Source organism: Streptomyces sp. NPDC002884, assembly GCF_040295245.1.
Classification (GTDB): Bacteria; Actinomycetota; Actinomycetes; order Streptomycetales; family Streptomycetaceae; genus Streptomyces.
This window is the reverse complement of sequence record NZ_JBEOVB010000043.1, coordinates 41,342-60,679: the sequence shown is the minus strand read 5'-3', so window position 1 is coordinate 60,679 and position 19,338 is coordinate 41,342. Positions and strand designations below refer to the sequence as shown.

21 protein-coding genes and 1 pseudogene are annotated in these 19,338 nt (G+C 72.2%); 12 read left to right on the top strand and 10 right to left on the bottom strand.

From position 1 onward, the window contains the following. The 3 genes and pseudogenes from ABT070_RS46330 to ABT070_RS41385 form a co-directional block, all read right to left on the bottom strand. A pseudogene (locus tag ABT070_RS46330) lies at window positions 1-127 on the bottom strand (DUF2637 domain-containing protein); the annotation flags it as partial. A gap of 76 nt (window positions 128-203) precedes the next feature. Beyond that, on the bottom strand, window positions 204-1,169 hold the full coding sequence (locus ABT070_RS41390; RefSeq protein WP_351768124.1) for a DUF3558 domain-containing protein: 966 nt from the start codon (window positions 1,167-1,169) through the stop codon (window positions 204-206). Window positions 1,170-1,287: 118 nt separating this feature from the next. Beyond that, a complete protein-coding gene (locus ABT070_RS41385; protein ID WP_351768123.1) occupies window positions 1,288-2,121 on the bottom strand; it encodes a DUF3558 domain-containing protein in 834 nt (277 codons plus the stop codon). A 203-nt stretch (window positions 2,122-2,324) separates the two neighbouring features. Here ABT070_RS41385 and ABT070_RS41380 point away from each other — a divergent pair, with 203 nt between their 5' ends. Beyond that, on the top strand, window positions 2,325-3,518 hold the full coding sequence (locus ABT070_RS41380) for an RtcB family protein (RefSeq protein WP_351768122.1): 1,194 nt from the start codon (window positions 2,325-2,327) through the stop codon (window positions 3,516-3,518). 78 nt (window positions 3,519-3,596) lie between these two features. On the opposite strand, the gene ABT070_RS41375 is transcribed toward ABT070_RS41380, so the two are convergent. From ABT070_RS41375 to ABT070_RS41365, 3 genes are all read right to left on the bottom strand, one after another. After that, a complete protein-coding gene (locus tag ABT070_RS41375) occupies window positions 3,597-4,853 on the bottom strand; it encodes a GNAT family N-acetyltransferase (RefSeq protein WP_351768121.1) in 1,257 nt (418 codons plus the stop codon). 37 nt (window positions 4,854-4,890) lie between these two features. Further along, window positions 4,891-5,667 carry an SDR family NAD(P)-dependent oxidoreductase gene (locus ABT070_RS41370; protein ID WP_351768130.1) on the bottom strand — a complete coding sequence of 259 codons (777 nt, stop codon included), beginning with the start codon at window positions 5,665-5,667 and terminating at the stop codon, window positions 4,891-4,893. 62 nt (window positions 5,668-5,729) lie between these two features. Beyond that, complete coding sequence (locus ABT070_RS41365) at window positions 5,730-6,068, bottom strand: YnfA family protein (protein ID WP_351768120.1); 339 nt, start codon at window positions 6,066-6,068, stop codon at window positions 5,730-5,732. 173 nt (window positions 6,069-6,241) lie between these two features. Here ABT070_RS41365 and ABT070_RS41360 point away from each other — a divergent pair, with 173 nt between their 5' ends. The 4 genes from ABT070_RS41360 to ABT070_RS41345 all read left to right on the top strand — a co-directional run bounded on the left by ABT070_RS41360 (window position 6,242) and on the right by ABT070_RS41345 (window position 9,075). Next, entirely contained in the window at window positions 6,242-6,715 is a 474-nt protein-coding gene (locus tag ABT070_RS41360; protein ID WP_351768119.1) for a hypothetical protein, read from the top strand. A gap of 68 nt (window positions 6,716-6,783) precedes the next feature. Further along, window positions 6,784-7,257 (top strand): MarR family winged helix-turn-helix transcriptional regulator, encoded by a 474-nt coding sequence (locus ABT070_RS41355; RefSeq protein WP_351768118.1) that lies wholly within the window; start codon window positions 6,784-6,786, stop codon window positions 7,255-7,257. A gap of 7 nt (window positions 7,258-7,264) precedes the next feature. After that, window positions 7,265-8,302 carry a permease gene (locus ABT070_RS41350; protein WP_351768117.1) on the top strand — a complete coding sequence of 346 codons (1,038 nt, stop codon included), beginning with the start codon at window positions 7,265-7,267 and terminating at the stop codon, window positions 8,300-8,302. Continuing rightward, window positions 8,299-9,075, top strand: coding sequence for a TIGR03943 family putative permease subunit (locus ABT070_RS41345; protein ID WP_351768116.1), 777 nt, complete (start codon window positions 8,299-8,301; stop codon window positions 9,073-9,075). Before ABT070_RS41350 ends, ABT070_RS41345 begins: the two co-directional genes overlap by 4 nt. A gap of 5 nt (window positions 9,076-9,080) precedes the next feature. On the opposite strand, the gene ABT070_RS41340 is transcribed toward ABT070_RS41345, so the two are convergent. Next, entirely contained in the window at window positions 9,081-9,533 is a 453-nt protein-coding gene (locus tag ABT070_RS41340; RefSeq protein WP_351768115.1) for a winged helix-turn-helix transcriptional regulator, read from the bottom strand. Window positions 9,534-9,677: 144 nt separating this feature from the next. Between ABT070_RS41340 and ABT070_RS41335 the strand changes: the two genes are divergently transcribed. Beyond that, window positions 9,678-10,571 (top strand): NADP-dependent oxidoreductase, encoded by an 894-nt coding sequence (locus ABT070_RS41335; protein ID WP_351768114.1) that lies wholly within the window; start codon window positions 9,678-9,680, stop codon window positions 10,569-10,571. A gap of 162 nt (window positions 10,572-10,733) precedes the next feature. Here ABT070_RS41335 and ABT070_RS41330 read toward each other — a convergent pair whose 3' ends face one another. After that, window positions 10,734-11,531 (bottom strand): AraC family transcriptional regulator, encoded by a 798-nt coding sequence (locus tag ABT070_RS41330; RefSeq protein WP_351768113.1) that lies wholly within the window; start codon window positions 11,529-11,531, stop codon window positions 10,734-10,736. Between the two features lie 493 nt (window positions 11,532-12,024). Between ABT070_RS41330 and ABT070_RS41325 the strand changes: the two genes are divergently transcribed. The 4 genes from ABT070_RS41325 (at window position 12,025) to ABT070_RS41310 (ending at window position 16,247) form a co-directional block, all read left to right on the top strand. Beyond that, the gene (locus ABT070_RS41325; RefSeq protein WP_351768112.1) at window positions 12,025-13,152 is read left to right on the top strand and encodes an LLM class flavin-dependent oxidoreductase; all 1,128 of its coding nucleotides are present in this window, start codon (window positions 12,025-12,027) and stop codon (window positions 13,150-13,152) included. After that, the gene (locus ABT070_RS41320) at window positions 13,149-13,790 is read left to right on the top strand and encodes an FMN reductase (protein WP_351768110.1); all 642 of its coding nucleotides are present in this window, start codon (window positions 13,149-13,151) and stop codon (window positions 13,788-13,790) included. The genes ABT070_RS41325 and ABT070_RS41320 overlap by 4 nt, the downstream gene beginning before the upstream one ends. A 203-nt stretch (window positions 13,791-13,993) precedes the next feature. Continuing rightward, window positions 13,994-14,731, top strand: a complete 738-nt coding sequence (locus ABT070_RS41315) for a response regulator transcription factor (protein ID WP_351768109.1) — start codon at window positions 13,994-13,996, stop codon at window positions 14,729-14,731. 85 nt (window positions 14,732-14,816) lie between these two features. Continuing rightward, a complete protein-coding gene (locus tag ABT070_RS41310; protein ID WP_351768108.1) occupies window positions 14,817-16,247 on the top strand; it encodes a sensor histidine kinase in 1,431 nt (476 codons plus the stop codon). A gap of 70 nt (window positions 16,248-16,317) precedes the next feature. On the opposite strand, the gene ABT070_RS41305 is transcribed toward ABT070_RS41310, so the two are convergent. After that, a complete protein-coding gene (locus ABT070_RS41305) occupies window positions 16,318-16,695 on the bottom strand; it encodes a hypothetical protein (protein ID WP_351768107.1) in 378 nt (125 codons plus the stop codon). A gap of 219 nt (window positions 16,696-16,914) precedes the next feature. Beyond that, the gene (locus ABT070_RS41300; protein WP_351768106.1) at window positions 16,915-17,526 is read right to left on the bottom strand and encodes a response regulator transcription factor; all 612 of its coding nucleotides are present in this window, start codon (window positions 17,524-17,526) and stop codon (window positions 16,915-16,917) included. Between the two features lie 262 nt (window positions 17,527-17,788). On the opposite strand from ABT070_RS41300, the gene ABT070_RS41295 reads away from it, so the two are divergent. Next, window positions 17,789-18,475 (top strand): hypothetical protein, encoded by a 687-nt coding sequence (locus ABT070_RS41295; protein ID WP_351768105.1) that lies wholly within the window; start codon window positions 17,789-17,791, stop codon window positions 18,473-18,475. A gap of 177 nt (window positions 18,476-18,652) precedes the next feature. Continuing rightward, the gene (locus ABT070_RS41290) at window positions 18,653-19,282 is read left to right on the top strand and encodes a sigma-70 family RNA polymerase sigma factor (RefSeq protein ID WP_351768104.1); all 630 of its coding nucleotides are present in this window, start codon (window positions 18,653-18,655) and stop codon (window positions 19,280-19,282) included. Window positions 19,283-19,338: the final 56 nt, after the last annotated feature.

Below are 19,338 nucleotides of genomic sequence, written 5' to 3'. Positions count from 1 at the left end.
CGAGGGCCAGTTCCCGGACGGCCGCGTACGAACCGGCGAAGCCGATGCCGGCGATGACCACGGCGCCGGCCACGACCACGCCGATGAGCACGCGGTGCGTCCGGGTCAGCTGTATTGGCGCGGACACCCGTACCACCCTCCCCTTGCCTGTTCTTGCGCGCAACAGGGTGGCACATGTGTGCGGCGAACGCGTTGCCGGTCCGTCAGCTCTTCGCGGAGGCGGATGCCTTCGGGGCCGCCGCGGCCGCCTTGGAGGCCGTCGCCTTCGGGGTCGCCGACGAGGACTTCGAGGGCGTCGCCTTCGGGGTGGAGGAGGCCGACTCGGACGGGGCGGGGCTCTTGGTCGAGGTGTCCGAACCGCCGCCGGTTCCCTCGCCGTTGGCCGACTGCACCGAGGCCACCGCCTCCTTGGCCGCCTTCTCCGCCGCCTTCGTCAGGGTCTCCACGCTCGGCGCCTTGTCGCCCGCCAGACCGGCACCGTTGTAGTCGAGCGTGAGCACGACGTTCTCGACGCGGACCACGACCGTCTGCTGCTTGAAGGCGCCCTCGGACTTCTTCAGGTCGTAGCGCACCGACGTCGCCTCGTCACCCGTCGCGGTCACCGGCGCCGACTTGACGTTCTTCGCGCCCGACACCGCCTGGGCGTCCTTGACCTGCTTCGCGTAGTACGTCCTCGCCTGCGACTCGCCGTCTCCGGTCGTCGCGTCCGACTCGAAGCGCAGCAGAGAAACGTTCAGCCAGCGGAACTGCGAGCCCTTCACACCGTTGTTGGCCAGACTGGACCAGGAACAGCTGGCCCGGGCCGCGGTGTCGCTGGACGTCCCCTCCTTGCCCGAGGTCGCCCCCTTCGGCACCAGCTCCGTCAGCGTCTTCTTCGTCACCACCGCACACGCCTCGGGCAGCGTCTTGTACGCCGCCGCCTGCACGGTCGGCGCGGCGCTCGCCGCGGAGTCGGTGCCGGAACCGGTGGTGGCGGCGGCGTCCTTCGCGTCGTCGCCCGAGCCGGAGTCCGAGGAGCAGCCCGCGGCGACCAGCATCACCGGGACGGCGACCGCCGCGGCCAGGAGGCGGTTCAGCCCTCCGGACCGGTTCACTCGCTCGGCACGCTGCTCGCGCTGGTCAAACTGGCCGTCTCGCTGGGCTCGTCGCTGCATGGTTCCTTCACTCATGACGCTCGTGGTTCCTGCGGTCGGATCGGGTCCGAGGAGCCACCGTAGTCGGTGAAGAAGCTGTGCGGTTCCGCTTCGAGGGCTTTGCGGGCGAGGCCCGAACCGGGCCGAAGTGCCCTCAGCCGGCCAGTGAGTCGGCCAGTTGCGCGGCCAGTTTCCGGGCCTTGTCCTGCATTTCCTCACTGTCCGGCACCGCGCCGACCGTCGCCGGCTGCTCCTCGTACTCGATGGTCACCATGACGTTGGACGTGCGGAACGCCACAGTCACCGTGCGCTGCTTGGCCGTCGAACCGGAGCTGCTGAGCGCGTCGTCGATGAACGCCTCGTCACCCAGGTCCTCCAGGAGGCGGGGCTGGAGCTCGGCGGGGGGAACGGTGGAGGAGGCCGAGGGCGAGGCCGACGAGGAGGCGCCGACGGAGGGCGAGGTCGTCGTCGAGGGGGAGATGCTCGGGCTCGCGGAGGGGGAGCCGGTCGCCGCCCCGGTGGTGCTGGAGGCGATGGGAGCGGGGAGGTCGGCCGCGGTCACCTTCTGCGCGAAGAGCGCCTCGGCCTGGTTGTCGTCGCTCACGGCGTTGTCGTACGAGACGACCCGCTCGAAGTCGACGAGGAGATGGTCGGTGGCGTCCGTCGACTCCACCTTCCAACGGCAGCCCACCTTGCGGTCCGTGTCGAACGTCTGCGTCGCCTCACCCGCGTACGCCGTGTCGCGCTGCGCCTCGTCGGCGAGCTGCTTGATGCCGGGGAGGAGCGAGTCGAGGGTGGACGCGCTCACCACACCGCAGGCCTCGGGGAGTGTGGCGTACTTGCCGGGCTGCGCGACGGCGGTGGCCGTCCCCGCCTCGCCCGGATTGGAGTTGTCCGTCGAGCCGCCCTCGTCCGAACCGCCGGTGCAGCCGGCCAGCAGCGCCGCGAGGAGCGCGACGACGCCGGGTACGTATGCCTTCCGCTGCACGGTCGGCTCCTCTCGACAGGTCGGGTGATGGGGGTGGCCCGGTGTCCCCGCTGGTTATTCGCTTGCCGGGCGGGGGCGGCCCCTGGAGACAATGTGTATCGCACGTGGAGCTGTGGATGCCGGTCCGCTGTCCTTTTCGTTGACCTTGGCGCCAGTTTTGCGATTAGAAGCTTTTGTATGTACTCCGGGGGAAAGAGGACGCTATGTCGTACGTGGAGATGCCGGGCGCGAAGGTACCCATCCGTATGTGGGCCGACCCCGCGTCGGTCGAGGAGGGGGCGCTCCAGCAGCTGCGGAACGTGTCGACCCTGCCGTGGATCAAGGGGCTGGCGGTCATGCCGGACGTCCACTACGGCAAGGGTGCGACGGTCGGCTCGGTCATCGCGATGCAGGGCGCCGTCTGCCCCGCGGCGGTGGGCGTCGACATCGGGTGCGGGATGTCCGCGGTCAGGACGTCGTTGACGGCGAACGACCTTCCCGGCGACCTGTCCCGGCTGCGTTCGAAGGTCGAGGAAGCGATCCCGGTGGGCCGGGGGATGCACGCCACGGCGGTCGAGCCGGACCGGTTCCACGGGCCGGCCACCGGCGGGTGGGACGACTTCTGGACGCGGTTCGACGGGGTCGCGGAGGCGGTGAAGTTCCGCGAGGAGCGGGCCGTGAAGCAGATGGGCACCCTGGGCGGCGGCAACCACTTCATCGAGGTGTGCACGGACACGGTCGGTTCCGTCTGGCTGATGCTGCACTCCGGTTCCCGGAACATCGGCAAGGAACTCGCCGAGTTCCACATCGGGGTGGCGCAGAAGCTCCCGCACAACCAGGACCTGATCGACCGAGACCTCGCCGTCTTCGTCGCGGACACCCCGCAGATGGCGGCCTACCGCAACGACCTGTTCTGGGCCCAGGAGTACGCGAAGTACAACCGCACGCTCATGATGGCGCTCCTGAAGGACGTGGTCCGCAAGGAGTTCAAGAAGGCGAAGCCGGCCTTCGAGCAGGAGATCAGCGCGCACCACAACTACGTCGCCGAGGAGCGCTACGAGGGCATGGACCTGCTGGTCACCCGCAAGGGCGCGATCCGGGCCGGCTCCGGCGAGTTCGGCATCATCCCGGGCTCGATGGGCACCGGTTCGTACATCGTGAAGGGTCTCGGGAACGAGAAGTCCTTCAACTCGGCCTCGCACGGGGCGGGCCGGCGGATGAGCCGCAACGCGGCCAAGCGCCGCTTCTCGACGCAGGACCTGGAGGAGCAGACGCGGGGTGTGGAGTGCCGTAAGGACTCCGGCGTCGTGGACGAGATCCCGGCCGCCTACAAGCCGATCGAGCAGGTCATCGATCAGCAGCGGGACCTGGTCGAGGTCGTGGCGAAGCTGAAGCAGGTCGTCTGCGTGAAGGGCTGACACCGCGGATCGGTGGACGACGCACGCCGGGTGGGGCCCGAGCCGGTTCTCGGCTCGGGCCCCTCACGCGTCTCTCCCTCAGCCCAGCCGCTTCTCCAGCAGGGTGACCGCGTACGGGCTTCCCGTGCCGCCGTCCTTGGCGTGTTGTTCGCCGACGACCGTGTAGCCCGCGGACTCGTAGTAGGCGCGCAGGCGGGGGTTGGTGGAGAGGCAGTCGAGGCGGGCGTAGGGGCGGCCGGCCGCGGTGATGCGGGACTCGGCCCGGGCCAGCATCCTGCGGCCCGCACCCGGCGGGGCGGTGTGCGGGGTCGTCATCAGGCGGTGGATGTAGCCGGCCTCGGGCGGGCGGGGGCCCCAGGCGGCCGGATCGTCCCACCAGAGCTCGAAGGCGCCCGCGACCGCGCCGTCCGCGTACGCCAGCCAGACCTCGCCCTCGCGCATCCGGTCGACGAAGTGGGACTCGGTCTTCTCGCCGGGCTGCCACTGCTCGATGCCCCGGGCCAGTTGCCACAGGGCCGCCGTGTCGCGCAGGCGCACCAGGAGGGGGGCGTCGAGCGGCTCCGCCCTGCGGTGGGTCAACTCCGGCCAGGCGGTGGGTACCGGTTCCAGGAGGCGGGCGCGCAGGGTCGCCGACAGGGCCTCCGCGTCCATGCCGAGCGCCTGCGTCACATACGCCTCGAGCGATCCGTAGCGGGCCCGCAGCGCCTCCAGGAACAGGCGCATCACCGACTCGGGGGCCCGGCCGAAGGACGGCCACGCCGGGGAGCGGCCGTCGTTCCTCGCGCGCCAGTCGGCGAGCAGGGCCGGGGTCGCGAGTTCCGTCAGGGTGAAGTCCTCGATGATCACCTCGTCCGGGACGCCCAGCAGGCCCAGGACCAGGGCGGCCAGCTGTCCGGTGCGGTCCTTGCCCGAGGCGCAGTGGAAGACCAGCCCCTCGCGCGCCTCGGCCACCAGCTCCAGGGCCGCCGCGATCTCCTTGGCGCCGTCCTCCGCCACCTCCATGAAGCGGGCGCAGAGGTACGGGCCCGGTTCCACGTCCGGGGTCAACGACGGCTGGTCGTAGGGGCGGTGCTCGATGCTGAGGTTGCGGTAGGTGAAGGAGTCGTCCTGCGGGACCCGGCCCCTCGCCTCGATCTCCCAGGGGTGACGCAGATCGATCACCGTGCGGACGCCGAGGGCGAGGAAGCGGTCCCAGTCCGGGGTGTCCGGGCGCAGCTTGCCGAGCGAGTCCGCGCGGAACAGCCTGCCCGCGCGGACCCGGTGGCCGCTCCCCGTCGGGTATCCGCCCAGGTCGCGGAAGTTGTGCAGTGTCTCGAACGGTATGTGTCTGTCCACGTGGAAACCCTAGGGCGCGGCGGCCGTCACCCGGCCGTCACAGTTCCCGGTGGATCTTCGTGTTGGACGCCTGGGCGCGGGGGCGCAGGACGAGGAGGTCGACGTTGACGTGGCTGGGGCGGGTGACCGCCCAGGTGATCGTCTCGGCCACGTCGGAGGCGGTGAGGGGTTCGGCGACGCCCTCGTAGACCTTGGCGGCCCTGTCCTCGTCGCCGCCGAAGCGGGTGAGGGCGAACTCGTCGGTCCTGACCATGCCGGGGGCGATCTCGATGACGCGGACCGGCTTGCCGACGATCTCCAGGCGGAGGGTCTCGGCGAGGACGTGGGCGCCGTGCTTGGCGGCGACATAGCCGCCGCCGCCCTCGTACGTCCCGTGACCGGCGGTCGAGGACACCACCACGACCGTTCCGTCGCCGCTCGCCACCAGCTTGGGGAGCAGGGCCTGGGTGACGTTGAGGGTGCCGAGGACGTTCGTCTCGTACATGGTGCGCCAGTCGGCGGGGTCGCCGGTGGCGACGGGGTCGGCGCCGAGCGCGCCGCCCGCGTTGTTGACGAGGACGCCGATCGTCTTGAAGGCGCCGGCGAACTCGTCGACCGCGGCGCGGTCGGTGACGTCCAGGGGGTAGGCCGTCGCGGAGCCGCCGGCCCGGGTGATCTCCTCGGCCAGCGCCTCGATACGGTCCTTGCGGCGGGCGGTCAGGACGACCCGGTAGCCGGCCGCGGCGAGCTGCCGGGCGGTGGCGGCGCCGATTCCGCTGCTCGCACCGGTGACGACGGCGATGCGGGAGGCGGCGGACGGTGCGGCGGTGGCCATGAGCTGCTCCTCGTGCGCGGGGGTGTTCTTCATACGATCAGCTGTCGCCCAGGGTATCGGGGTCAGCCTCCGTTCCTGGGGGCCCACATGATCACGGCCATCCCGGCGAGGCAGACCAGGGCGCCGGTCACGTCCCAGCGGTCGGGCCGGTAGCCGTCGGCGACCGCGCCCCAGAGCAGGGAGCCGGCGACGAAGGTGCCGCCGTACGCGGCGAGGATCCGGCCGAAGTGGGCGTCGGGCTGGAAGGTGGCGACGAAGCCGTACGCGCCGAGGGCGAGGACACCGCCGGTCGCCCACAGCCATCCCCGGTGCTCGCGTACGCCCTGCCAGACCAGCCAGGCGCCGCCGATCTCGAAGAGCGCGGCGACGACGAACAGGGCGGCCGACCGGAGGATGAGCATGGCCGCAGCTTGGCACGGCGGGTGCTGTCACCTGTTGGAGGGCGCCTGCCGGGCGCCGGGCGTGGGATACATCCCTTTCGTACCCGGCCCTTCGGATCAGGCCTTCGGATCCGGCCTTCGGTTCCGGCTTTCTGATCCGGGCGGTTTCCGATCGAGGAACGAGGAGTGGTGGCATGCGCTGGATGCGGGGTCTCGCGGTGTGGGGCGCGGTGCTGGCGGTGGGGACGGGGGCCGTGCCCGCTCGGGCGGCGGAGGAGGCGACCGAGGCCGATCTGTCGTACCACGGCTCCGCCGTGATGCGCGGCGGCCGGGTCGATGTCCGGCTGACCCCGCGCAATCACGGTCCGGGGGACGTCTCCGACTCGACCGTGCGGCTGCGCTGGTCGGTGCCGTTGGCGGCCGGGGCGCAGCGGCTGCCGGCCGGCTGCGCGCGGACGGGCCGCCAGGAGGTGGTGTGCCGGACGGGGGCGCTGGCCGCGGACGGGCTGGGGGAGCGGATCGCGTTGCGGGTGTGGCTGCGGGGGCGTCCGACGGAGGTGACGATGGCCGTCGACACCCTGTGGGGCGGCGGGTCGGTGGACCGCAACCGGGCCAACGACCGGCAGCAGGTGCTGGTCCTGGACACCGGGGACGCGTACTTCTTCTGACGTTCGCGGGAGCGGAACGTCGTACGATCTGCGGACGGCGCTGACGGCGGCGCCGACGAAGGGGTGCGATGTCCGGGAACGTGCGCTCGCGGCTGCTGGACGAGCTGGCCGTCGTGTCGCGTCGGTACGCGGCCGCGTACGCCCTGTTCAACCAGGCTCTCGCCGACCGTCTCGGGCTGCATCCCACGGATCTGCAGTGTCTGAACCTGCTGATGCTGGAGCGGGAGCCGGTGACGACGGGCCGGGTCGCCGAGCTGACGGGGCTGACCACCGGGTCGGCGACGCGGCTGGTGGACCGGCTGGAGAAGGCGGGTTACGTAGTCCGGGAGCGGGACGCGGCCGACCGGCGGCGGGTCCTCGTGGTGACGGTGCCGGAGCGGATCGCGGAGTTCACGCGGATGTGGGAGCGGCTGGGCGGCGACTGCATGCCGCTCTTCGAGGACCTGGGGGACGGTGAACTCGCGGTGATCGTGCGGCATATGCGGCGCACGGTGGAGTTCGGCGCGGAGCAGGTCGCACGGTTGCGGGAAGGCCGGGTCTAGGGGCGGGATGCAGGAGACGGACATACGGCCGTCCGCGGTGGCGGCCGGCGAAGCGCGGGGGGCGGACGACCACCCCGTACGTGCCGCGCTGCCGCGGCACTGGCCGCTGATGCTGCTGGGCGCGGCGGTGGCGCCGGGTGTGCTGCTGGTGCTCGTCGGGCGGTCGTTGGACGAGCCGGCGATGCAGGCGTGGCGGACGGTGTGTCTGGCCGTGACCGTGCAGGCGCTGCCGTTCCTGCTGCTGGGCACGGCTCTGTCGGGGGCGATCAACGCGTTCGTGCCGGCGCGGGTCTTCGGCAGGCTGCTGCCGAAGCGGGCCGCGCTGGCCGTGCCGGTCGCGGGGATGGCGGGTGTGGTGCTGCCGGGGTGCGAGTGCGCGTCGGTGCCGGTGGCGAACAGTCTGATCGGGCGGGGGGTCACACCGGCCGCGGCGTTCGCGTTCCTGCTGTCGGCGCCCGCCGTGAACCCGGTGGTGCTGACCGCCACGGCCGTCGCGTTCCCGGGCGACCCGGAGATCGTCGTCGCCCGGCTGCTCGCCTCGCTGGTCACCGCCGCCGCGATGGGCTGGCTGTGGCTCTGGCTGGGGCGCGAGGAGTGGTTGAAGCCCGCCGTCGTCCGGCACACCGGGCATGTGCCGGGGCGCAGCCGCTTCACCGAGTTCCGGCGTGGTTTCCAGCACGACTTCCTGCACGCGGGGGGTTTTCTGGTGGTGGGGGCGATGGCGGCGGCGACGTTCAACGTGGCGGTGCCGCGCACGCTGCTCGACACCTTCGCGGGTTCGCCGTGGCTCTCGGTGCTGTTCCTGGCGGCGCTCGCGATCGTGCTGGCGGTGTGCAGCGAGGCGGACGCGTTCGTCGCGGCCTCGCTGACCGGGTTCTCGCCGGTCGCGCGGCTCGCGTTCATGGTGGTGGGGCCGATGGTCGACCTGAAGCTGATCGCGCTTCAGGCGGGCACGTTCGGGCGGGCCTTCGCGGTGCGGTTCTCGGCGGTCACGGCGGTGGTCGCCGTGGTGTGCAGCGCGGTGATCGGAGGGGTGCTGCTGTGAGGCGGTTCGTGCAGGTGGGGCTGCTGGTGCTGGCCGGTCTGGGGTTGTTGCACACCTCGCTGTTCACGGACGAGTACCTGCGGTACGTCAAGGAGGGGATGCGGCCGCTGCTGGTCGCCTCCGGGGCGCTGCTGGTGGTGCTGGGCGTGGCGGAGGCGTGGGCGGCCCCGCCGAAGGAGGAACACGCCGAGCCCGGGCACGCCGAGCAGGGGCACGAAGACGAGGGGCACGGGCACGAGGGGCACGGGCACGATCACTCCGGTGTCCCGCGGGTCGCCTGGCTGCTGTTTCTGCCCGTGCTGAGCCTGCTCTTCTACGCGCCTCCCGCGCTCGGCTCCTACACGGCCTCCCGGGAGCCGGCGAAGGCCGTCGCGGTGCAGGAGGACGCCTTCGATCCGCTGCCCGCGACCTCCCCGCTGCCGATCACGCTCACCGACTTCACGCAGCGGGTGCAGCAGGACCGGTCGCGGGCCATCCGGGGCCGCTCGGTCGTGATGACCGGGTTCGTCAGCCCGGCGCCGGGGAAGCGGGACGGCTGGTACCTGACCCGGATCGTCGTCAGCTGCTGCGCGGCGGACGCGTCGTCCGTGAAGGTGCTGGTCCAGGGGGTCGCGGCGCCGAAGGCCGACACCTGGGTGAACGTCACCGGGAGCTGGCGGGGGAGCGGCACGCTGGGCACCTCGTCGGCGGCGGTCGCGTTGGAGGCGCGGGGCGTGCAGCGGGTGCGCAAGCCGTCGAACGCGTACATGGACGCGCTGCCGCTCGGCTCCTGAACCGCTCAGAGGGCGGTGTTGTCGGCGCTCTCGGCGCTCTCTGCGCTCTCGGCGCTGTCTGCGTTGTCCGCGTCGTAGCGCAGGCGGGCCGCGTGGACCTCGTCGAAGTGGATCTCCGCCCAGTCCTTCACGGCCGTCAGCAGCAGCGCGAGGTTGCTGCCGAGGGGGGTCAGCTCGTAGTCGACGCGGACGGGGACGGACGGGGTGACCGTGCGGGTCAGGATGCCGTCGCGTTCCAGGGTGCGCAGGGTCTGGGTCAGCATCTTGGGGCTGACGCCGGCGATCCTGCGGGCCAGGTCGCTGTAGCGCCGGGGGCCGGGGGCGAGGGCCGAGACGACGAGGCTGACCCACTTGTCACTGAGGCGGTCCAGGAGCTGGTTGGTCGGGCAGGAGCGGAGGAAGGCGTCGTACTCGCTGCGGGCCTGCTCGCGCCGCTGGGCGGCGGTCGTGGTGGCCATGGTGGCTCTCCTCCCGGTGACGTAGGCACCTTCAGGTAACTACTTCCCCCTGGATAGTAGCTCTTCCTAGGGTTGTGGCAGCAGGAGGGAAGCGGGAGGTTCCCGCACATACCCACAAGTACCCGCCTATCCAGGGGAGTTGTCATGCGTGCAGCAGTGGTGCGGACGTTCGGCGGGCCCGAGGCCGTCGAACTCGTGGACGCGGAGCTGCCGGAGCCGGCCGCCCGGCAGGTGCGGATCAAGGTGGCGGCGGCCGCGCTGAACCCGGTGGACGCCGGGGTGCGCGCCGGGGTCTTCGGCGGCGCGGGCAAGCAGGTCGGACTCGGCTGGGACGTCGCCGGGACGGTGGACGCGGTCGGCGTGGCCTCCGCGTGGAGTGTGGGGGAGGAGGTCGTGGCGCTCGACCACGGGATGGTCGAGCCGCTCGGCACCCACGCGGAGTACGTCGTCGTCGACACGGACGCGGTGGCGCTCGCGCCGGCCTCCGTGGACGCGGCGCACGCGGCGACGCTGCCGTTGAACGCGCTGACCGCTGTGCAGGCGCTGGATCTGCTGGCCCTGTCCCCGGGGGATTCGTTGCTGGTCACCGGCGGTGCGGGCGCGGTCGGCGGGTATGCCGTCCAGCTGGCCGCGCGGCGCGGGGTGACGGTCACCGCGCTCGCCCGGGCGCAGGACGAGGAGTTCGTCCGGTCGCTGGGGGCCACCCGTTTCCCGGCCGGCGAGGGGAGTGGCGAGAAGAGCTTCGACGCGGTGCTGGACGCGGCGGTGCTGGGCGCCGAGGCGTTGGCCCTGGTGCGGGACGGGGGCGTGTACGTGGGGGTGATTCCGCAGGCCCAGCCCGCGTCGGAGCGGGGGGTGAGGACCGACGCCGTCGAGGTGAGCGCGGACGGGGCCCGGCTGGCGGAGCTGGTGCGGGCGGTCGACGCGGGCGAGCTGACCCTGCGGGTGGCCGGGACGTACGCCCTGGAGGACGCCGCGAAGGCGCACGCGCGACTGGCGGAGGGCGGGGTCCGCGGCCGCCTGGTACTGGTGCCGTAGCCGCACTCGGCGCACCTGGCGAAGGGCCGCACCTGGACCTGGCGACGGGCCGCACCTGGCGCACCCGGCGACGGGCCGCGCCCAGCGACGGGCCGCGCCCGCGCCCCGTACCCTCGCTTCGCCCGCGCCCCCCGCCCCGCCCGCGTGGCGGGGCGCGGTCGCTCATGGGGTGCGGTGCCTGGCGTAGGTGGCAGGGGGGACCCCGACCGTCGCGGTGAAGTCGCGCACCAGGTGGGCCTGGTCCGCGTAGCCCAGGTCGGCGGCCACGGCGGCCCAGTCCACCGCCTCCTCGGCCTCCGCCCGTTCCAGGGCCTCGTGGATGCGGTAGCGCAGGATCACCCATTTGGGGCCCACGCCGACGTACGCGGCGAACAGGCGCTGGAGCAGGCGTACCGACAGCCCTTCGCCGCTCGCGAGGTCCGCCACCCTGCGGATCGCGCGGTCGGTGCGGATGCGGTCGACGAGGGTCATCGCGAGGTCGGCCCGGGGGTCCGGGCGGGGGATGCGGGCCGCCAGGAGATGCGCGTCGAGGGCCGCCACCCGGGCCCCCTCGTCGGCCGGGTCGAGGACCGGGTCAGGGTCGGTGCCGGTGAGGTGGACCCGGCGGCCCGTCCAGTGGGAGACCGGGTGCTCGGGGGCGAAGGGGCGGAAGCCGCCCGGGCGGAACTTCACGCCGCACACCCGTCCCCGGCCCTCCAGTTTCTGGGCGAAGAGGCCCTGTTGGACGCCGGCGATCTCGACGAAGGGCTCCTGCCCCTCGAACCGCTGGAAGACGAGGTGGACCGCGGGGTGCGGGACCACGTGGGAGACGTACGGCTCGGTCAGGTCCCAGTCGATCAGCCAGTAGTGCTCGACGTAGGGGCGCAGGGGCGGGGCCGGTTCGGGGCGGCGGAAGCGCACGCGTGCGAGGAAGTCCGCGGCGTCGACGATGCCTCGGGTGTCACGGCGTGGGGTTGCCATGTCCGGATCGTAGGACGGGGCACTGACAGCGGGCCGGGCCGGTCGGCGGGACGGGCGGTGGCAGTCGGGCGGGACGGGGGCGGCGGCGGCCGGGAGGGACGGGCGGTGGCAGTCGGGGCGGACGGGACAGTCGGGGCCGTGGCGGTCGAGCGGGGCAGGGCGGCGGCGGCCGGGAGGGACGGGCGGTGGCAGTCGGGGCGGACGGGACAGTCGGGGCCGTGTCGGCCGAGCGGGGCAGGGCGGCGGCAGCCGGGAGGGGCGGGCCGTGTCGGTCGGCGGGACAGGGCCGTGTCAGCCGGGCGGGGGACGGGGCGGCGGCAGACGGCGGCACAAGGCGGCGGCAGCCGGGAGGGACGGGCGGTGGCAGTCGGGGCAGTCGGGGCCCTGGCGGTCGGGCGGAACGTGGTCGTGGCCGTGCGGCGGAATAGAGGGAGGAGGGATGCCGTTAGGGCGGTATAGTTTAACGGTCAACAACTTTGGAGGTTGAGCGACCATGCAGTTCGGGATCTTCAGCGTCGGCGATGTCACGCCGGACCCCACCACGGGCCGTACGCCGACCGAGCGCGAGCGGATCAAGGCCATGGTCGCCATCGCGCAGAAGGCCGAGGAGGTCGGCCTCGACGTCTTCGCCACCGGCGAGCACCACAACCCGCCCTTCGTGCCCTCGTCCCCGACGACGATGCTCGGCTACATAGCCGCGCGGACGGAGAAGCTGGTCCTCTCCACCTCCACCACCCTGATCACCACCAACGACCCGGTGAAGATCGCCGAGGACTTCGCGATGCTCCAGCATCTGGCCGACGGGCGCGTCGACCTCATGATGGGCCGCGGGAACACCGGCCCGGTCTACCCCTGGTTCGGCCAGGACATCCGGCAGGGCATCAACCTCGCCATCGAGAACTACGCCCTGCTGCGCCGGCTGTGGCGCGAGGACGTCGTCGACTGGGAGGGCAAGTTCCGCACCGCCCTGCAGGGCTTCACCTCGACGCCCCGCCCGCTGGACGACGTGCCGCCGTTCGTGTGGCACGGCTCCATCCGCTCGCCCGAGATCGCCGAGCAGGCCGCGTTCTACGGTGACGGCTTCTTCCACAACAACATCTTCTGGCCGGCCGACCACACCAAGCGGATGATCGAGCTGTTCCGCGCCCGGTACGCGCACTACGGACACGGCACGCCCGAGCAGGCCATCGTGGGGCTCGGCGGGCAGGTCTTCATGCGGAAGAACTCGCAGGACGCGGTGCGCGAGTTCCGGCCGTACTTCGACAACGCGCCGGTCTACGGTCACGGGCCGTCCCTGGAGGACTTCACCGACCAGACCCCGCTGACCGTCGGCACGCCGGAGCAGGTCATCGAGAAGACGCTCAAGTTCCGCGAGTACGCCGGCGACTACCAGCGCCAGCTGTTCCTCCTGGACCACGCGGGGCTGCCGCTGAAGACCGTGCTGGAGCAGCTCGACCTGCTCGGCGAGGAGGTCGTGCCGGTGCTGCGCAAGGAGTTCGCCGTCGGCCGGCCGGCCGAGGTGCCGGACGCGCCGACCCACGCGTCGCTGCTCAAGGCCGCCCAGGCCGCCCAGGTGGCGCAGGCGGCGCAGGGTTCCCGGGAAGGGGTGGATGTCGCATGAAGCTCGTCGTCGTCTCGGCGGGGCTGAGCGTCCCGTCGTCGACCCGGCTGCTGGCCGACCGGCTGGCGGCCGCGACCGCCGGGCGGACCTCGGCGGAGGCGGAGGTGGAGGTCGTGGAGCTGCGCGACCTCGCCGTCGAGATCGCCCACAACTTCACCAACGGCTTCCCCGGACGGAAGCTGGCCGCCGCGCTGGCGGCGGTGACGGCGGCGGACGGGCTGATCGTCGTCACTCCGGTGTTCTCCGCGTCCTACAGCGGCCTGTTCAAGTCGTTCTTCGACGTGCTCGACCCGGACGCGCTGGCGGGCACGCCGGTGCTGATCGCCGCCACGGGTGGCTCCGCGCGCCACTCACTGGTGCTGGAGCACGCCCTGCGGCCGCTCTTCTCCTACCTCCGCGCCGTGGTCGTCCCGACCGCCGTCTACGCCGCCTCGGAGGACTGGGGTGCGGAGGGCCTGCCCGAGCGGATCGAACGGGCGGCGGCCGAACTGGCGACCCTGATGACGGGCCTGTCCGCACCCGCCACGCAGGCGCAGGACAAGACGGCCGAGAAGGCCGAGAAGGGCAAGAAAGCCGAGAAGGACGAGTTCACGGTGGTTCCCTTCGCCGAACAGCTGGCAGCGCTGTCCGCCCGCTGAGGGCTGACCTCTGAGCGCCGGGCGCCGGGTGGGTACGTCCAGCCCGTCCGGCGCTCAAGGTCGAGGCCGTCCGGGCGGAAGCCGGGGTCCGGGGGCGGCGGCCTCCAGGACACGCCCATCCGAACGGTGAGAGCCCAGTAAGAAGGGTGACTGTACGACCGTCCTCCCGGCCCAACCGCCGGAGGCCTTGGCAGACTGGCCTGGTGTCTCCCACCGTGCTGCTCGCCGAAGACGACCGTGCCATCCGCAACGCCCTGGAACGCGCCCTGACCCTGGAGGGCTACCGGGTGACCGCGGTCGCCGACGGGGTCGAGGCGTTGGCGCACGCCCACAAGAACCCACCGGACGTGCTCCTCCTCGATGTGATGATGCCCGGCATCGACGGCCTCCAGGTCTGCCGGGTGCTGCGCGCCGAGGGCGACCGCACGCCCATCCTGATGCTGACCGCGCTGGTGGAGACCGCCGACCGGATCGCCGGTCTGGACGCGGGCGCCGACGACTACGTCGTCAAGCCGTTCGACGTCGAGGAGGTCTTCGCCCGGCTGCGGGCGCTGCTGCGCCGCACCAACCCCGACGCCGCCCCCGAGGTCGCCGCGCCGCCGCCCGAGGCCCCGAAGCGGGGTTCGGAGCGGGGTACGGAGCGGCATGTGGAGGCGGCCGGGCTGCGGATGGACCCGCAGGCGCGGCGCGCGTGGCGGGGCGGGCGCGAGCTGGAGCTGACCCGGACCGAGTTCGAGCTGCTGGAACTGCTGGCGCGCAACGCGGGGATCGTCCTGGACCACTCCACGATCTACGACCGCATCTGGGGCTACGACTTCGGCCCGGGCTCCAAGAACCTCGCCGTCTACGTCGGCTATCTGCGCCGCAAGCTCGACCAGCCCGGCGCCCCGCAGCTGATCCACACCGTGCGCGGTGTGGGTTACGTGCTGCGGGAGGACTGAGTGGCGGGGACGCGAGGGGGACGAAGGCCGCAAGGGCGGCGCGGGGGACGAAGGGGACGAGGGCGCCAGTGAGACGAGGACGCGAGTGAGTCGTCTGCGTCGGCTGCTGTCCCGGCCGCGGCCGAAGCTGGTGTCGCTGCGCACCACCTTCGCGGTGTCGTTCGCGGCCGTGACGGCCGCGGTCACCGTGCTCGTCGGCGTCCTGTCGTACTCGGCGGCCGCCCGGCTGGTCCGGGTCGACCAGGAGTCGGTCTTCGACGAGGTGGTGCAGGACCTGCGGGACGAGGTGCGCGATCACCGGATGGCGCCGGAGGACTTCTCCTCGTCCGCGCCGGGGCACGACATCGTGCGGCCGGCCCGCACGGACGTGCAGGTGCTGGGCGCGGACGGCTCGGTCGTGGACAGCGGGAGCCCCGGACTGCCCGTCGTGTCCGCCGACCGCAGGATCTCGGCGGTCGCGGCGGCCGGCCGGATCACCGAGCACAAGGACGTCGACGTCGGCAGCGACGTCTACCGCATCGCGACCGTCTCCCTGGGCGGCGGCCGGGGCGCGGTGCAGGTGGCGCAGGAGTTCAGCGACACCGAGGACCTGCTGCGGGCCCTCCAGCAGCGCACCCTGATCCTGATGATCGCGGTGGTGACGGCCGCGGGGCTGTTCGGCTGGTGGCTGGCCCGGCGCATCACCCACCGCCTGGTGATCCTCACCACCGCCGCCGAGGACGTGGCCCGCACCCGCCGGCTCGGTGTGCAGGTGCCGGTCACCGGTCACGACGAGGTGGGCCGGCTGGGCCGCGCCTTCGACCGTATGCTCGGCCGGCTCGCCCAGTCGGAGGAGGACCAGCGGCGGCTGGTCCAGGACGCGGGGCACGAACTGCGTACGCCGCTGACGTCGCTGCGTACGAACATCTCGCTGCTGCGCCGCATCGACGAACTGCCGCCGGACACCCGTGACGAACTGGTGGCGGATCTGACCCAGGAGGCCCGGGAACTGACCGACCTGGTCAACGAGCTCGTCGATCTCGCGGCCGGACAGTCCGACACCGAGCCGCCGCGGCGGCTGGACCTCGCCGACATCGCGGAGGAGGTCGCGGGCCTCACCCGGCGCCGCACCGGGCGGCAGGTGCTGATCCGCACCAGCGGTGACACCACCCTCTACGGGCGGCCGGGCATGCTCCAGCGGGCGGTGTCCAACCTCGTGGAGAACGCGACCAAGTTCGACCGCGAGGGCGGGGCGCCCGTCGAGATCGCCGTCACCGGGCCGTCCCGGCCGGGCGTCGTCCGCGTCGAGGTCCTCGACCGCGGGCCCGGCATCGCCGATGCCGACCTGACCCGGGTCTTCGACCGCTTCTACCGCGCCCCCGACGCGCGCTCCCTGCCGGGCTCGGGCCTGGGCCTGTCGATCGTCCGCGAGGTGGCGCTGGCGCACGGGGGCGGACCCTTCGCCTTCCGGCGGGCGGGGGGCGGCTCGGTGATCGGGTTCACGGTGGGGGCGGGATTGCCGGAGGTGACAGGCTGAGCACGCGGTGAGCAAGTCGGCCGGATCCCGCGCGGTGCGAGAACCGGTCGACTGGCGAGCAGGATGGGTGCTACGCGGGCTCCAGATCCTCTTCCTGGATGGTTGAAGCCGTGGGCGGGCGGTTGATCGTGAACTTGTGCGTGTACTCGGAGCCAACGCAGGTCACGGTGGCCACAGCGGCTTGGCCCGAGGCCTTGATCTTCTGGAAGTTTACCGCGTACTCATTTGAATCTTCTACTGTGGCCCGCTTGTCGCTCTTCTTCTCCTGGCCCGCAGTTATCGACACGCGAATGGGAGAGTTTCCGTTTTTGCAGTCGCCGACATTACCGGTGACTTGGACCTTCCCGCTCTGGGGGTCGGCCCCTGCCGAGCCCGCTGTCGCCAGCGTGGCTACGCCTGTCAGGGGGAGCACCATCATGGCGGCGAGAACTGCAATGCGGTTACGCATGACTTCTCCTAGCTTGTCGGCTCATGTTGCGAATGGCCCCGAGGGTTAGCGCCTGTTCGCTGTTCCGACGGACGTGGTGAAGTGGTCCTCTCCCAAGATCGGGGCTCGATCGCCGCAGGTCAAGGGTGTTAAATGCCCACGCCGCACGGGGTAGGACTACCCACGGCACCCCCTCACGGCCCTCTCGCGGCACACCCACGGCAGAGCTTGCGGAGGGCTCTATTCCAGGCTGGTGAGACCGTGTTCGACGGCGATTCGGGTCAGGTCGGGACGCCGTCGGGAGCCCGTCTTCTCGCCGATTCGGTCGAGGTGCGAATGGACGGTGTGTTTGCTGATGCCCAATTCGGCGGCGATTTCGTGGTCCGTTGAACCATTCGCGAGCAGGCGCAGGATTTCCTGCTCCCGGTCCGTGAAATGCGGGGACAGCCCCACAAGGCGGCTGGCGGGTGCCGAGACGTAGCTGCGGCCCGAGCCCACGGTCCGGATCGCCGTCAGCACTTCGTGCGCCTCCGCCTGCCGGCTCAGATAGCCGCTGGCTCCCGCCCTGATCACCTGGACGGCGTCGATCTGCGGGGAGGACGACACGACCAGGACCGCATGTCCTCGCCTGTGCAGCTTCGTCACGGCCGCGGTGAGTCTCGGGGCGGGCTGCTGGAGGTCCATCAGGACGACGTGCGCGCCGCGCAGGCTGCCGTCCATGCTCTCCATCGACGGTGCGGCCGCGACCAGATGGAGGTCGGGAGCGGCGCTGATCAGGTTCGAGATGCCGTGCCGGAAGACGGGGCAGTCCCCGATGACCGCGATCCGCACGCGTTCGGCGCAACCGCTCACCGGCACCTCCGCTTCTCGATGGACATGTCACGACAGACACGCCCCGTCACCCAGAGTCGCTGGAGTCGGCGCCTCCCGCGCGGTGGACTGGGCCCTCCGGGGGGACCGCGCGCCGCGGGGCGCGGGCGGGAGCCGGGCCGCGGTGGGCGGTGTCGCGGGCGGTGGGGTGAGGCAGGTCATACACGGCGGATTGAGTTCGGGACCGGGGTGAATTCCGTACCCCCGTACGACGGGCGGTGTCCGGATGCGAGGATGAGGCGCCATGACTGCTGGGCGGTGTACTCGCACGCTACGGGCCGCGCTGTTCGCGGCTGTCTGCGTGCTGCTCGCCGCCCTGGGCCACGTGATGATGTCCGGCGCCGAGGTGCCCGTGTGGGCGCTGGCCGCGGGCGTGAGCGTCACCGGGATCGCGGGCTGGTGCCTGGCGGGCCGGGAGCGTGGGCTGCCGCTGATCGTGACGGTCGTGATCGCCGCCCAGACGGCCCTGCACTCCGCCTTCTCGCTGGCCGGGCCGGAGTCCGGTGGCCCGGCCTCCGCGGGTACGGGCGCCATGGGCATGGGCTCGATGCGCATGGACTCCATGGACATGGACATGGGTCATATGGATCACGTGAGTCATATCGGCCATATCGGCCACATGAGCCCCATGGGGGAGGCCGCCGGAGGGGGCGGCTCCTCCTCGTTCGGGATGCTCGCCGCCCACCTGCTCGCCGCGCTGCTGTGCGGGCTGTGGCTGGCGCACGGCGAGAAGGCCGCGTTCCGGATTCTGCGGGCGCTTGCCGGACGGCTGGCCGCGCCGCTGCGGCTGCTGCTCGCCCTGCCCGTCACCCCGGACCAGCCGCGTGTCCGGTTCCGTCGCCGTGACTCGGCGCGAGCGCCCCGGCTCCTCCTTCTCACCCACGCGATCACCACTCGGGGTCCGCCCCAGGGAGCCGCTGCCGCCGCCTGACGTCCGACGCGTCATGTCCGACGCGATGTCCGACGTGTGATGTCCGACGACAGGTGCCGGCAGCAGGCGACCCGGGGCTGCCCCTGCGCGCTCCGGGCCACGGCCGTACGCCCGCGCAGGCGGGTGTGAGGCCGTTTCTCCCTCATGCCCTCGTGGATGATCCGAGAAGGACACCAGGTGATCACGTCTGCCCCAAAGGCGCCCCAGGCATCGCAGGCCGCGCCGACAGCTCAGGCCGCACTCGACGAGTCGATCACCGCATGGGCGCTCGCCGCCCGGGCCGGTGACGCGGACGCGGTCGAGCGTTTCGTACGCGCTCTGCACCGCGACGTCCTGCGCTACGTCTCCCATCTGTGCGCCGATCCCCAGGCGGTCGACGACCTCGCCCAGGACACCTTTCTGCGTGCCCTCGGCAGCCTGCACCGGTTCGAGGGACGCTCCTCGGCGCGTTCCTGGCTGCTGTCCATCGCCCGTCGGGCGGTGATCGACAGCTATCGGTACGCCGCCACCCGGCCCCGGCTGTCCGACGTGCCGGACTGGCAGCTCGCCGCCGAGCGCGCCCAGCCGCGCGATCTGCCGGGCTTCGACGACGGCGTCGTCCTGCTGGACCTGCTGGCCTCGCTCCCGGCCGAGCGGCGGGAGGCGTTCGTCCTCACCCAGCTGGCCGGCCTGCCCTACGCGGAGGCGGCGCGGGCGAGCGACTGCCCGGTGGGCACCGTGCGGTCGCGCGTCGCGCGGGCGCGGGCGACGCTGGCGGACCTGCTGGAGGAGGAGCCGGCGGGCGAACCCGCCACTCTCGTGGCCTGACCCGTACGACCGACCCCTACGACCCGTAGACCCCTACAACCCCCTACGGTCCCTGA